Raw genomic sequence first — 12,082 nt, 5'->3', positions numbered from 1 at the left:
ACCCCGGAATCTTGCGGGAGCGGCTTCAGCCGCGAGCCTTTTCGTTTCACCCGGTGATCAAGAGTTCGCGGCCGAAGCCGCTCCTGCGGGAAGGTTGCCCGTGGCTCTACGCCCCGCAGCACTTCTTGAACTTGCGCCCGCTGCCGCAGGAGCAGGGCGCATTGCGCTCCGGGGTTTCCGCCCGCCGCAGCGGCACGCGCGGGGTGAGCATGGCGATGCGGTGGTGCTGCAGGTCGGCCAGCATGCCCGGCAGCGCGGCGATGGTGTCGATGCGCTCGCGCCAGGTCAGCGGTGTCGACGGCGCGGCCGGGTTGTCGTCGTCGAGCACTTCGCCGCTGGCGAGCTGGTCGAGCAGGCCGAGGATCGCGGCGATCCACTCGTCCTCGTCCAGCCAGGCGTCCCACGCCGCTTCGCGCAGGTCGACCGCGCGCAGGAAACCCTCGGCCCAGTCGCTGCCGGCGTCGAGTTCATCCGGGTGCGGGGCGTCGGGATCCTCCGGGAGCCACAGCAGCGGCGTCAGCCGGTCGGGCAGCACGTCGCCGTCGTGGCAGGCGCGCTGCAGCGCCAGCTCCCGCGCCTCGGCCAGCAGCGCGGCGACTTCCGCTGCCTCCGCGTCGTCGTTCCAGCGCGGCGCCCGCCCGCCCCAGACCACCGCCTGCCATTCGGCGTCGGGAATCGCGTCGGGCCCCACCGCCAGCGCGGAAAAGAATCCATCCAGTGCTTCCAGGCCGAGTCCGCCGAACGGCACGGCGCGGCGCTCCAGCAGCCCGGCGAGCTGTTCGATGCGGTCGTCCTGCAAAGGCGGGAATGTGGTCATGGGTGCATCGTAATGTGGCGAGCCCGTTTCGTGCAGGCGTGGGCGGGCCCGGGGTGACCGGGGGGCGGGCGACCGGGGCAGGGCGCGCGGCGGCGGAAGAGCCGGCTTCATCGATAATGGCGCATGGGCCTTGGAGGAGATCCCGGACATGTCCACCACCGCCTGCCCCTGCGGTTCTGGCCTCGCTTTCGCCAGCTGCTGCGGCCCGCTGCTCGCGGGCACCGCCATGGCGCAGACCGCCGAGCAGCTGATGCGTTCGCGCTACTGCGCCTATGTGCGCGGCGCGCGCGATTACCTGCTCGCCAGCTGGCATCCGTCCACTCGTCCGGCGGCGATCGAACCCGACGATGGCGTGCGCTGGCTGGGCCTGTCGGTGAAGCGGCACGAACAATCCGGCCCGAATGCGGCGGTGGTCGAATTCGTGGCCCGATACCGGGTCGGCGGTGCTGCCGCGGTGCGGCTGCACGAGGTCAGCCGCTTCGTGCGCGAGGGCGAGCGCTGGTACTACGTCGATGGCGAGTTCCGGGAACGCTGATGCGCCCGCAAGCCCTCCTACGGGAGCCGGTCCAGGAAACTATTGCCTTGCGTCGTGCTCGCGGTGGTAGCGGGTGGCTTCCTCCACCTCCCGCTTCGAGCCCAGGAACACCGGCACCCGCTGGTGCAGCTGTTCGGGCGCGACGTCGAGCAGGCGCGCGCGGCCGTTGGTGGCTGCGCCGCCGGCCTGTTCGACCAGCATCGACATCGGGTTGGCCTCGTACATCAGCCGCAGCTTGCCGGCCTTGGACGGGTCCTTGCGGTCCCACGGGTAGATGAAGATCCCGCCGCGGGTGAGCAGGCGATGCACGTCGGCCACCATCGAGGCGATCCAGCGCATGTTGAAGTCCTTGCCGCGCGGCCCTTCCTTGCCGGCCAGCAGGTCGCGCACGTAATCCTGCATCGGCGCCTCCCAGTGGCGCTGGTTGGACATGTTGATCGCGAACTCCTTCGTCTCCTCGGGAATCCGCATGCCGCGCTGGGTCAGCACGAACGAGCCCTGCTCGCGATCGAGCGTGAACGCGTGCGTCCCATGGCCCAGGGTCAGGACCAGCATCGTGCTGGGCCCGTAGATGCAGTAACCGGCGGCGACCTGGTCGCGGCCCGCCTGCAGGAAGTGCTGGTCGCCGACCTCGGCCACGCCCTCCGGGCTGCGCAGCACCGAGAAGATCGTCCCGACGCTGACGTTGACGTCGATGTTGCTGCTGCCGTCGAGCGGATCGAACAGCAGCAGGTAGTTGCCGCGCGGGTAGGCGTCGGGGATCGGCTGGCTATGGTCCATTTCCTCGGACGCCAGGCCGGCGAGGTGCCCGCCCCAGGCGTTGGCTTCGAGCAGGATCTCGTTGCTGAGCACGTCGAGCTTCTTCTGCGCCTCGCCCTGCACGTTGATGCTGGCGCCGTCGCCGCCCGCCGCGACCGCATCGCCGAGCACGCCGCCCAGCGCGCCCTTGCCGACCGCCACCGAGATGCGCTTGCAGGCGCGCGCGACCACTTCGATCAGCAACCGCAGCTCGGGGTTCAGGTGCCCGGCACGCTGCTCCTCGATCAGGAAGCGGGTCAGCGAGCGGTGCGTGGCCGAAGGTGCAGGGGAGGGTGCAGGAGAAGCCGCGTGCGGCATGTCGGAGATCCTCTGTGTCGAGGCCGCCATTGTCTCATTTGTCCGCCGTGCTTTTGTCCGTGTGCTGACGCCATGCTGTCAGCAGCGGGCGCGCAACCTGTCCCGGTGCGACATGCACGCCGACCGCAGGAGACAGCGCAATGCTCAACCCCAACGTCCCGGCCTGGTTCGAGATCCCGGTGGCCGACCTTGACCGCGCCCAGGCCTTCTACGAAGGCATCCTCGACACCACGCTTGCCCGTGAGCAAATCGGCGAAGGCGAGCTGGCCGTCTTCCCCTACGCCGGCAAGCCCCACGCCTCCGGGGCGCTGATGGCGCACCCGCGGATGGCACCGTCCACCACCGGCACCACGATCTGCCTGTCGGTCGACGACGTGGCGCCGGTGCTCGAGCGCGTGGCCCGCGGCGCCGGCGAGGTCGTGATCCCGCGCACTCCGCTGCGCGACGGGCTCGGCGTGTTCGCGCAGTTCCTGGACAGCGAAGGCAACCGCGTCGGCCTGTGGTCGCGGCAGTGAGGTTTCGCCGCCCGCTGCTGATCGGGGATCATGATGCCGCATGCGCCGCGCCGACCGCCTGTTCCTGATCATCCACGCCCTGCGCGGGCGCCGGGCAGCGCTGCCCGCGCGCAGCCTGGCCGAGACGCTGGGCGTGTCGCTGCGCACGATCTATCGCGACGTCGCCGACCTGCAGGTGTCCGGGGTGCCGATCGAGGGCGAGGCCGGCGTGGGCTACATGCTGCGCAAGGGCGCCGACATCCCGCCGCTGATGTTCAACGCCGCTGAACTCGAGGCGCTGGTGGTGGGCACGCGCTTCGTGCGCGCGTTCGGCGGCGAGCGGCTCGGCGTGGCCGCGCGCGCCGCGCTGCTGAAGATCGAGGCGGTGCTGCCGCCGGACCTGCGCGAGCGCAGCCGTCGCACCCGCATCTTCGCGCCGGTGATCCCGGGCCGCCACGAGGCACGCGGGCCGGTCGACCGCCTGCACGCCGCGATCGAATCGCGCGCGCTGCTGCAGCTCGACTACCGCGACGTCGACGGCCGGATCACCGCGCGCGAGGTCGAGCCGCTGTGCCTGGCGTTCTGGGGCGGCGTGTGGACGCTGGGCGCGTGGTGCCGGCTGCGCGCGGACTTCCGCAACTTCCGCCCCGACCGCATCGCGGCGATCCACGACACCGGCCGCAGCTTCGACGACGATCCCGCGCGCGGCCTGGAGGCCTACCTGCGCGCGGCCGACCCCTGCTGAGTCCTGGCGCACACAACCGTCGTTATTCCCGCTTGACCAGACATGCGTCTGTTGAGAGCCGCAGGATGATGGTCAGCGGAGTGCCGGAATCTCCCGCCAATTTCGCCCCCCGCCCTCAGATCACCCGCAGCGTGATCGCCTTGAGCACCGCGCGGGTGCGGTCGCGGGTGCCGAGCTTGTCCAGGATCACCGACACGTAATTCTTCACCGTGCCTTCGGCCAGGAACAGCGAGCGTGCGATCTCCTTGTTCGAGTAGCCGCCGGCGAGCAGCCGCAGGATCGCCACCTCGCGCTCGCTGAAGGTGTCGACCGGCGACGCATCGTCGCGGAAACGGAACCGGGCGCGCACCGGATCGGTGCTCACCGGTTGCAGTAGCGAGTCGCCGGCGGCGACGCGGATGATTGCTTCGCGCAGGTCCTCGGGCGCGGCGTCCTTGAGCAGGAAGCCCTGCGCGCCGGCCTCGGCCGCGCGCAGCGGCAAGTCATCGTCATCGAAGGTGGTCAGCAGCAGCACCGGGGTCGCGTCGCCGCGTTCGCGCAGCTTGTGCAGCATCGCGATGCCGTCCATGCCGGGCATGCGGATGTCGCTGAGGATCGCGTCGACCGGCGTCCGCGCTACCTGGGCGAGCAGCGCGCCGCCATCGTCCACCTCGAAGGCGACGACGATGCCAAGGTTCTCCAGTAGCGCGCGCAGGCCCGCGCGGACCAGCGCCTGGTCGTCGGCCAGTGCCACCCGCAGCGGCGCGGTCACGGCGTTGCCTCCCGCGGCGATGGCAGCCGCGCGTCGATGCGCAGCGCACCGCGCACGCCGGTGCCGAGGCGGAGTTCGCCATGCAGCGCGTCGATGCGTTCGCGCATGCCGGCCAAGCCATTGCCCTCGACGATCGCACCGCGCAGGCGGCCGTCGTCCTCGATGTGGACCATGATCGCGTCGCCGTCGCGCGCCAGGCGCACCTGCACCACGTCGGCATCGGCGTGGCGGGCGCTGTTGGTCAGCGCTTCCTGCACCAGCCGCAGGATCGCCTCGGCCACCGCCGGGCTGGTGACCTGCACGTCGTCATCGATCGCCAGCCGCAGCGACGGACGCGGCAACGGTGCGGCCAGCGCACGCAGCGCGGTGGCCAGGTCCAGCCCGCGCGCGTCGCGCAGCGCCTGCACCACGCCGCGCAGGTCGCCGAGCAGCTCGCGCGCCAGCTGCTGTGACACGCGCACTTCCTCGCGCCCGGCCAGCAGCGGATCGGCGGCCAGCGCGCGCAGGTTCAACGTCATCGCGGTGAGCTTGTGGCCGGCGACGTCGTGCAGTTCGCGCGCCACCCGCACGCGTTCGGCATTGCGCGCGCTGTCGGCGAGCAGCGCGCGCGTGGCCAGCAGGTCGGCATTGACCCGCGCCAGGCGATCGCGCGCCTGTCCGGCGCTGTGCGCGTAATGGGCGCACAGCGCGGCGAAGATCTGGAAGCCGACGTTGAGCAGCGTCACCACCATCGGGCTGGCGTGGCCATGGGCGACGAAGACCAGGTACATCGCGACATCGGCCGCGAGCACGACCAGCGTCGCGCGCAGCGGCGACCACGCCGTCACCACCTGGGTGATCCACACCACCAGCAGCACCTGCGCCGCACCGGGCTGCGGATCCAGCCACATCAGCGCCAGCGCCAGTGCAGGTTCGAACAGCAGCAGGCATGCGCGCAGCGCCGCATGGCCCTCGCGCAGCAGGATCTCGGCGAGGAAAACAGCCAGGAACAGCAGCAACAGGCTCCAGCCCAGCACCACATGGGCCGGGCTGAGGAAATGCAGCGACAGCGCCACCGCCAGCCAGGTGACGACGCCGGCGACCACCAGCGTGTGCATCAGCGGCCGCAGCGCTGGATGCAGGATGAAGGGCGGGAAGCGCATGCCTGCATGCTGCGGGGTGCGCGTTGCGGCTGCAATGCGCGTAACGCAAGTCATGACTTCCGGCAGGTCGGGAAATGACGACGGCACGGCGCGGCCGCGCAGCGGCGGCGCCGGATGAAGCTGTCAACGGACTTGCGGAGTCCTGCTCTTGCTGTCATCCCGCGTGCAGCGAGGGATCCTGCCGCAGCGTGCGCAAAGTGCGCGGACGCGCCAGGAGGCCCTACACGTCGCCGTCGTCGCTCCAGCCTTCACCGCTGCCGCGCTGATAGACCTTGTCGCTGTCGAGCACCGTGCCGGCCGGGATCGAATCCTGCTGCGCCAGGCGCGCGTAGATCGGCGTGAAGTCCGGCGCGGTCGCTTCCATCAGCTGCTCGAAGCTGTCGATCACGAAATAGGTCTTCTGGTAGGTGTCGATGCGGTAGCGGGTGCGCATGATGCGCTCGAGGTCGAAGCCGATGCGGTTGGGGGCACCGGATTCCAGCGAATGGATCGACTCGCCCTTTGACGAGACGATGCCGCTGCCGTAGATGCGCAGCCCGTCCTTCTGTTTGATCAGGCCGAACTCCACCGTGTACCAGTACAGTCGGGTCAGGTTCTGCAGCGCGTCGGGGCCGATGCCATGCGCCTTGACCCCGCCGCGGCCGTAGGCCTGCATGTAGTCGCCGAACACCGGATTCATCAGCAGCGGCACGTGGCCGAACAGGTCGTGGAACAGGTCCGGTTCCTCGATGTAGTCGATCTGTTCGGGCTTGCGGATCCACCACGTGACCGGGAAGCGGCGGTTGGCGAGGTGGTCGAAGAAATCCAGCTCGGGCAGCAGTCCCTCGACGCCGATCAGGGTCCAGCCGGTGGCATCGCGCAGTACCTCGTTGAGGTCGGAGAACTTCGGGATGCGGTCGGGCGTCATGCCCATCGCGTCCTGCGCCTGGATGAATTCGTCGCTGGCGCGGCCGGCCAGCACCTCGCGCTGGCGCGCGTACAGCGTCGCCCAGGTCGCGTGGTCGTCGGCCGAATAGTCGTCCCAGGGCTGTTCAACGATGCCGGTGGCATAGACCGGCACCTTGCCCTTGTCGGTGTGCAGGTTCTCGACGCGGCGGGGGGTGGCGGACATGGCGGCGCTCCGGGAGACGACTTCAAACTCTAACCGCGGAATGGCGCAACAGGATTGCAAAGTTGCGCTTCATGCCTGAGTTGGCGCACGATTCTTGCGTTTAATTAACGAAAGACGCATCCAATGGCCGCCACCGAACTCGACCGCACCGACCTCCAGCTGCTCGCCGAACTGCAGCGCAGCGGGCGCCAAACCAACGCCGAACTCGCAGAACGGGTGCACCTGTCGCCCTCGGCCTGCCTGCGCCGGGTGCAGCGCCTGGAGCGCGACGGCGTGATCGCCGGCTACCACGCAGAGGTCGAGCCCGACCGCCTCGGCCTCGCGCTGCAGGCCTTCGTCCGCGTCCAGCTCAACCACCACGACGCCGAATCCGTTGCCGCCTTCGCCCGCTTCGTCAACGAATGGGACGAGGTCGTCGCCTGCCACGCGCTTACCGGCGACATGGACTACCTGCTGCAGGTCGCCGTCCGCGACCTCGAGCACTTCTCCCGCTTCCTGCTCGACCACCTGCTCGCCCAGGCCGGCGTCGCCGACGTCAATTCCAGCTTCGTGCTGCGCACGGTGAAGGCGTTCCGGGGGATGCCGCTGCCAGCGGCGTGAGTTGCCGGCGTTCGCCGGCATCGGTGCATGACGCCTTGGGGGAGGCGCTTCAAACCATCAACGACGCGACCGCATCAAAACCACAGGTCATCGCGTCGTGAGGTCGAGCATGCTGTATTCCAGACCGTTCGCCATGGTCCTGATTCTCCTTGCGGGCCTTGTCGTTGCCGATACCGACGCGCAGGCCAGCCAGCCACGCGCCGATCTCCTGTTCATTGGCAGCTACCACATGAACAACCCGGGGCGCGACGTGCACAACATGGAAGCAGATGACGTCCGCAGCGGGAAGCGGCAGCGCGAAATCGCGGAGGTCGTGCGCCTCATCAAGCGTTATCGGCCGACCAGGGTGATGGTGGAAGCCGATGTGGCGCGGCAGGAGGAGATCGGCAAGGCGTTCACGGCCTCATGCGAAGGCGCCCGTCCGCTCACCAGGAACGAGGTCGAGCAACTCGGATTCAGGATTGCCTGCGACGTGGGGCTGGAGACCGTGCATGCGGTGGACTGGAACGGCGATGGTCCGATCAAGGACGAGGGCAGCATCGATTACGTCAAGGCCGTCGAGCGCCACCACCAGCAGGCGCAGTACGACAAGCACATGGCGATCGGCAAGGCGATGAACGACCAGGACCAGGCCGTCCTCAACGATGGGACGATCCTGGACATGCTGAAGCGTCTGAACTCGGACGCCTGGCTCGCGGAGAACGCGCAGGCCTACTACAGGATCGGGATGTTGGGCACGCGATCCGATCCCGTGGGGGCGAACTGGGTGCAGTCGTGGTTCGGAAGGAACCTCTACATCTTCAATGACATCGTCAGAAAGACACGGGAAGGCGACAGGGTGCTCGTCATCTATGGCGCCGGCCACGGCAACCATCTGCGTCAACTGGCGGCCGACTCCGGGGTCTATCGCGTCCATGACCCCATGGAGTGGCTATCCGAATGAGAGGGCGGGCAGTTGAAGCCGTCGGCTGGATGGGGCGTCGCGACACTCATTGATCCGACAACGGTACGATGGGTATCGCCAAGCTTTCCCTCTACGGCTGCTACCCCGGAGCCGGCCCTCCATCCGCACCAGGACCCTTCGCGTGCCAAGGCGCCCCCTTCGCTGGCTGTTGCTTTGCGTCGCCCTCACCGGCTGTCAGTCCGTTCCCGTAAAGCGGGAGGACAACACACGTGACGTGGCCGCGATCGAGCAGGTCGTCGAGGCGTTCAGGACGTCGCTCGTCAACAAGGACAAGGCGGCCTACATGCGCCTGTTCTTCTCCGACAAGCCGGAGGACATCGGCTGGCAGTTCGTCTCCGAAGACGCGCGGCTCGAGCACATACGGGAAACGAAGCCGGATGCGATCAAGGCCCGGCAGATCCCGGGCAACAATTTCGTCAGCCTGATCGATGGTGCCGTCGCCACGAAAGAGCAGCGGGAAGAAACCTTTTCCAATGTCAGCATCGATACCGACGGCGAAATCGCCTCGGTCTCGTTTGACTACACCTTCCTGGCGAACGGGAAGAAGACGAACTGGGGCCGCGAGATGTGGCAGCTCGTCCGCACCGAGGATGGCTGGAAGATCTTCTCCGTCGTCTACACCATCCGCGACCAGTGGTCCGGTGGCGGCGGATAGGCCACAGGACGGGTCGAGCGCGGCGACGCCCCTCGATCTTCAAGTGGCACAGGCACGGCATTGACGTTGCAGGGCGCTTGCGATGGGGGCAGCTGCGCACTGGTTCGTCGTTCATTGGAAGGCATGGCCGCAATCGGTGCCGCATGCATCGCGTTTCGCTGCCGGCCGCATGCACTTGCCGGGGATGGGGCACCATGCCGGAGCCCGATGCCCGCAATGACACGTTGCATCAACCCAAGGGGAGTGGCTGTGCGCGAATTTCGCATGTTGTTGGTCTTGATCCTGGCACTCGCGCCAGCGCTTGCGGCCGCGGCCGATGGTCGCGACGCCCCACCCGGGTACGCGCGCGCGCCCGACCAGGCGATCGACCAGACCTACACCGACCTGATCACGAAGTACACGACCGACCCTGCGCTCAACTCGCCCCTCACCGACTACCTGCCCGCCTCGGACACGGTGCCGACGCCGCTGCAGGTCTTCGGCAAGATCGCCGGCGCCGAAGGCTGGCTGCCCTACAGCGCCGACGTGCACCGCTACTTCCGCGAGCTGGAGAAAGCCAGCCCGCGGGTGCGCGTGCTTCACATCGGCGACAGCGAGGAAGGCCGCGAGATGATCGCCGTGGCGATCGCCGACGAGGCGCTGATCGCCAACCTCGACGCCAACGCCGCGCGCCTCTCGAAGCTGGCCGACCCGCGTCGGATCGACATGGACGACGCGCAGGCCGAAGCACTGATCGCGCAGTCCACGCCGGTCTACTACATCACCGGTTCCTTGCACTCCACCGAAACCGGCTCCCCGACCGCGCTGATGGAGCTGGGCTACCGGCTGGCGGTGGACGAGGCGCCGTACATCCGCAAGATCCGCTCCAGCGTCATCACCCTGATCACGCCGGTCGTGGAAGTGGACGGACGCGACCGCAAGGTCGACGTCTACAACTGGCACCTGGCCAACCCCGGCAAGACCTATCCCTCGCTCGCCTACTGGGGCCACTACGTCGCCCATGACAACAACCGCGACGCGATGGGGCTGACGCTCAACCTCAGCCGCAGCGTGCTCGATACCTACGTCGGACAGCGTGCGCAGGTGATCCACGACCTGCACGAGTCGTATGCATTCCTGTACGACAACACCATCGGCACCGGCCCGTACAACGCCTGGATCGACCCGATCCTGGTCGGCGAGTGGCAGCAGCTGGGCTGGAACAACGTCCAGCAGCTCACGCAGATGGGCATGCCGGGAGTGTGGACGCACGGCGAGTTCGACACCTGGAGCCCGGGCTACCTGATGTTCATGGCGGCCACCCACAACGGCATCAGCCGGCTCTACGAAACCTACGGCAACGACGGCGCGGACACGGTCAAGCGGATCCTGCGGCCGAATGAGTACTCGCGCACCTGGTACCGGCCCAACCCGCCGTGGCCCGAGGTGCTGTGGTCGGCGCGCAACAACAACAACTACCAGCAGTCTGCATTGCTGACCGCGTTGCACTATTTCGCGGACAACGCGCCGATGTTCCTGCGCAACTTCTACGCCAAGAGCAAGCGTTCGATCGAAAAGCCGCTCGAATCGGGTCCTGCCGCCTACGTCTTTCCGGCCAGCGAGAAGCGCAGCGGATCGCAGGCGCGGCTGCTGCGGATCCTGCAGCTGCAGCATGTGGAAGTCAGCCGCCTGGCATCGGCGGCCACGGTGAAGGAGCCGGAACGGAAGAACGAGGCCGGCAAGGAAACCGGCGCCGCCGCGGGCAAGCGCACGTTCCCCGCCGGCAGCTACGTGGTCCGCATGGACCAGCCGTATTCGCGCATTGCCGACACCCTGCTCGACCGCCAGTACTGGTCGCCGAAGGACAAGTACGACGCGCCGTACGACGACACTGGCTGGTCGATGGGCGACCTGTTCGACGTGCAGCTCACCCGGGTGACGGACGCCTCGCTCCTGGACGCGCCGATGAAGCCGGTCGACGACCCGATCGCCATTCCGCAGGGGCTGGCAAGCGTGGACGTGCCGGCCGCCGGCGAGCCGCTGCCGCGCATCGCGCTGATGCACACCTGGCTCAGCACCCAGACCGAAGGCTGGTGGCGGATGGAGCTGGACAGGATGCAGGTGCCGTACACCTACATCAGCACCCAGGACATCACCCACGACGCCAGCCTGCGCGCGAAGTACGACGTGATCCTGTTCGCGCCGGTCGGGCGCGGCAACACGCGCCAGATCATCGACGGCCTGCCGATGTGGGGCAACGCGCTGCCCTGGAAGAAGACTGACCTCACGCCCAACCTCGGCCGCATCGATGCGACCGACGACATGCGCCCGGGCATGGGCGAGACGGGCGTTGCCAACCTCAAGAAGTTCGTTGCCGAAGGCGGCCTGCTGGTCGCGGCGGGGGACAGCGCGGTGTTCGCGATCGACGTGGGGCTGGCGCCCGGCGTTTCCGTTGCGCCCACCGAGAAGCTCAAGGTCGTCGGCAGCGTGCTGCAGGCGGACTTCGTCGATCGCAAGCACCCGGTGGCCGACGGTTACAACCGCGACGAGCTGGCGGTCTACAGCGAAGGTGGCCTGTCGTTCCAGGTCTCGAATCTGGCGACGCCGGGCGGGGCGCCGTCGAAGCGCGGGCTGGCGACCGCCAGGGACTTCGAGCGGCCCACCGGCCGTGGCAGCAAGCAGGACGTCGACATGCCGCAGGGCCGGCCGTTCGTGGCCGCGGCGGCGTTGCCCGACCCCAAGCGATGGGAAGCCACCGCGCTGAACGAGGAACAGGCGCGCAACAACCCCTGGGTGATCCCGACCGCTCAGCGGCCGCAGGTGGTGCTGCGCTTTGCCGATGCCGAACAGCTGCTGGTGTCCGGCCTGCTCGACGGCGCCGACGAACTCGCCGGGCGCGCCGCGGTGGTCAACGCGCGCTACGGAACCGGCAACGTGCTGCTGTTCGCGATCAACCCGATCTGGCGCGGCGGCACGATCGGCAGCTATCCGCTGGTGTTCAACGCGATCCTCCACCACGACCGGCTGGGCGAGTCGCGCGGGCCGGCGCGGGGTGAGGCGGGGCAGCGGGAGTCCGGACAGCGGTAAGCTGTGGCGATATCGGGCGTCGGCGCTCATGGATCGCAGCGCCGATGGAACGGACGGGTTCCGCGCGGCTGCGTCGGGACCCGCGC

12 protein-coding genes are annotated in these 12,082 nt (G+C 68.5%); 7 read left to right on the top strand and 5 right to left on the bottom strand.

What is annotated here, in order from left to right; all coding sequences use genetic code 11:
• Positions 1 to 106 precede the first annotated feature (106 nt).
• The gene (locus tag ACTJIL_RS14895; protein WP_440756394.1) at positions 107 to 817 is read right to left on the bottom strand and encodes a UPF0149 family protein; all 711 of its coding nucleotides are present in this window, start codon (positions 815 to 817) and stop codon (positions 107 to 109) included.
• Between the two features lie 148 nt (positions 818 to 965).
• On the opposite strand from ACTJIL_RS14895, the gene ACTJIL_RS14890 reads away from it, so the two are divergent.
• Positions 966 to 1,352: a YchJ family protein gene (locus tag ACTJIL_RS14890; protein ID WP_440756393.1), complete on the top strand. Its 387-nt coding sequence runs from the start codon at positions 966 to 968 to the stop codon at positions 1,350 to 1,352.
• A 39-nt stretch (positions 1,353 to 1,391) separates the two neighbouring features.
• Here ACTJIL_RS14890 and ACTJIL_RS14885 read toward each other — a convergent pair whose 3' ends face one another.
• Positions 1,392 to 2,468 (bottom strand): class 1 fructose-bisphosphatase, encoded by a 1,077-nt coding sequence (locus ACTJIL_RS14885; protein ID WP_440756392.1) that lies wholly within the window; start codon positions 2,466 to 2,468, stop codon positions 1,392 to 1,394.
• Positions 2,469 to 2,608: 140 nt separating this feature from the next.
• Here ACTJIL_RS14885 and ACTJIL_RS14880 point away from each other — a divergent pair, with 140 nt between their 5' ends.
• Positions 2,609 to 2,983: a VOC family protein gene (locus ACTJIL_RS14880; protein ID WP_440756391.1), complete on the top strand. Its 375-nt coding sequence runs from the start codon at positions 2,609 to 2,611 to the stop codon at positions 2,981 to 2,983.
• Positions 2,984 to 3,023: 40 nt separating this feature from the next.
• Entirely contained in the window at positions 3,024 to 3,707 is a 684-nt protein-coding gene (locus ACTJIL_RS14875; protein WP_440756390.1) for a helix-turn-helix transcriptional regulator, read from the top strand.
• A gap of 115 nt (positions 3,708 to 3,822) precedes the next feature.
• Here the strand turns inward: ACTJIL_RS14875 and ACTJIL_RS14870 are convergent, their stop codons facing one another.
• The 3 genes from ACTJIL_RS14870 to phhA all read right to left on the bottom strand — a co-directional run bounded on the left by ACTJIL_RS14870 (position 3,823) and on the right by phhA (position 6,711).
• The gene (locus ACTJIL_RS14870) at positions 3,823 to 4,458 is read right to left on the bottom strand and encodes a response regulator (RefSeq protein ID WP_440756389.1); all 636 of its coding nucleotides are present in this window, start codon (positions 4,456 to 4,458) and stop codon (positions 3,823 to 3,825) included.
• The gene (locus tag ACTJIL_RS14865) at positions 4,455 to 5,654 is read right to left on the bottom strand and encodes a sensor histidine kinase (protein WP_440756388.1); all 1,200 of its coding nucleotides are present in this window, start codon (positions 5,652 to 5,654) and stop codon (positions 4,455 to 4,457) included. Before ACTJIL_RS14865 ends, ACTJIL_RS14870 begins: the two co-directional genes overlap by 4 nt.
• Positions 5,655 to 5,820: 166 nt before the next feature.
• Positions 5,821 to 6,711, bottom strand: coding sequence for a phenylalanine 4-monooxygenase (gene phhA / locus ACTJIL_RS14860; RefSeq protein ID WP_440756387.1), 891 nt, complete (start codon positions 6,709 to 6,711; stop codon positions 5,821 to 5,823).
• A 123-nt stretch (positions 6,712 to 6,834) separates the two neighbouring features.
• Between phhA and ACTJIL_RS14855 the strand changes: the two genes are divergently transcribed.
• The 4 genes from ACTJIL_RS14855 (at position 6,835) to ACTJIL_RS14840 (ending at position 11,996) form a co-directional block, all read left to right on the top strand.
• Positions 6,835 to 7,311: an Lrp/AsnC family transcriptional regulator gene (locus ACTJIL_RS14855; protein WP_440756386.1), complete on the top strand. Its 477-nt coding sequence runs from the start codon at positions 6,835 to 6,837 to the stop codon at positions 7,309 to 7,311.
• A gap of 133 nt (positions 7,312 to 7,444) precedes the next feature.
• On the top strand, positions 7,445 to 8,254 hold the full coding sequence (locus ACTJIL_RS14850; RefSeq protein WP_440756385.1) for a DUF5694 domain-containing protein: 810 nt from the start codon (positions 7,445 to 7,447) through the stop codon (positions 8,252 to 8,254).
• A gap of 235 nt (positions 8,255 to 8,489) precedes the next feature.
• Positions 8,490 to 8,930, top strand: a complete 441-nt coding sequence (locus ACTJIL_RS14845) for a nuclear transport factor 2 family protein (RefSeq protein ID WP_440756384.1) — start codon at positions 8,490 to 8,492, stop codon at positions 8,928 to 8,930.
• Between the two features lie 264 nt (positions 8,931 to 9,194).
• Positions 9,195 to 11,996, top strand: coding sequence for a M14 family zinc carboxypeptidase (locus ACTJIL_RS14840; protein ID WP_440756383.1), 2,802 nt, complete (start codon positions 9,195 to 9,197; stop codon positions 11,994 to 11,996).
• Positions 11,997 to 12,082 lie beyond the last annotated feature (86 nt).

Source organism: Luteimonas sp. 22616 (assembly GCF_052044325.1).
Lineage (GTDB): Bacteria > Pseudomonadota > Gammaproteobacteria > Xanthomonadales > Xanthomonadaceae > Luteimonas.
The sequence above is the reverse complement of the archived record's forward strand: the minus strand, read 5'-3'. Positions and strand labels throughout refer to the sequence as shown.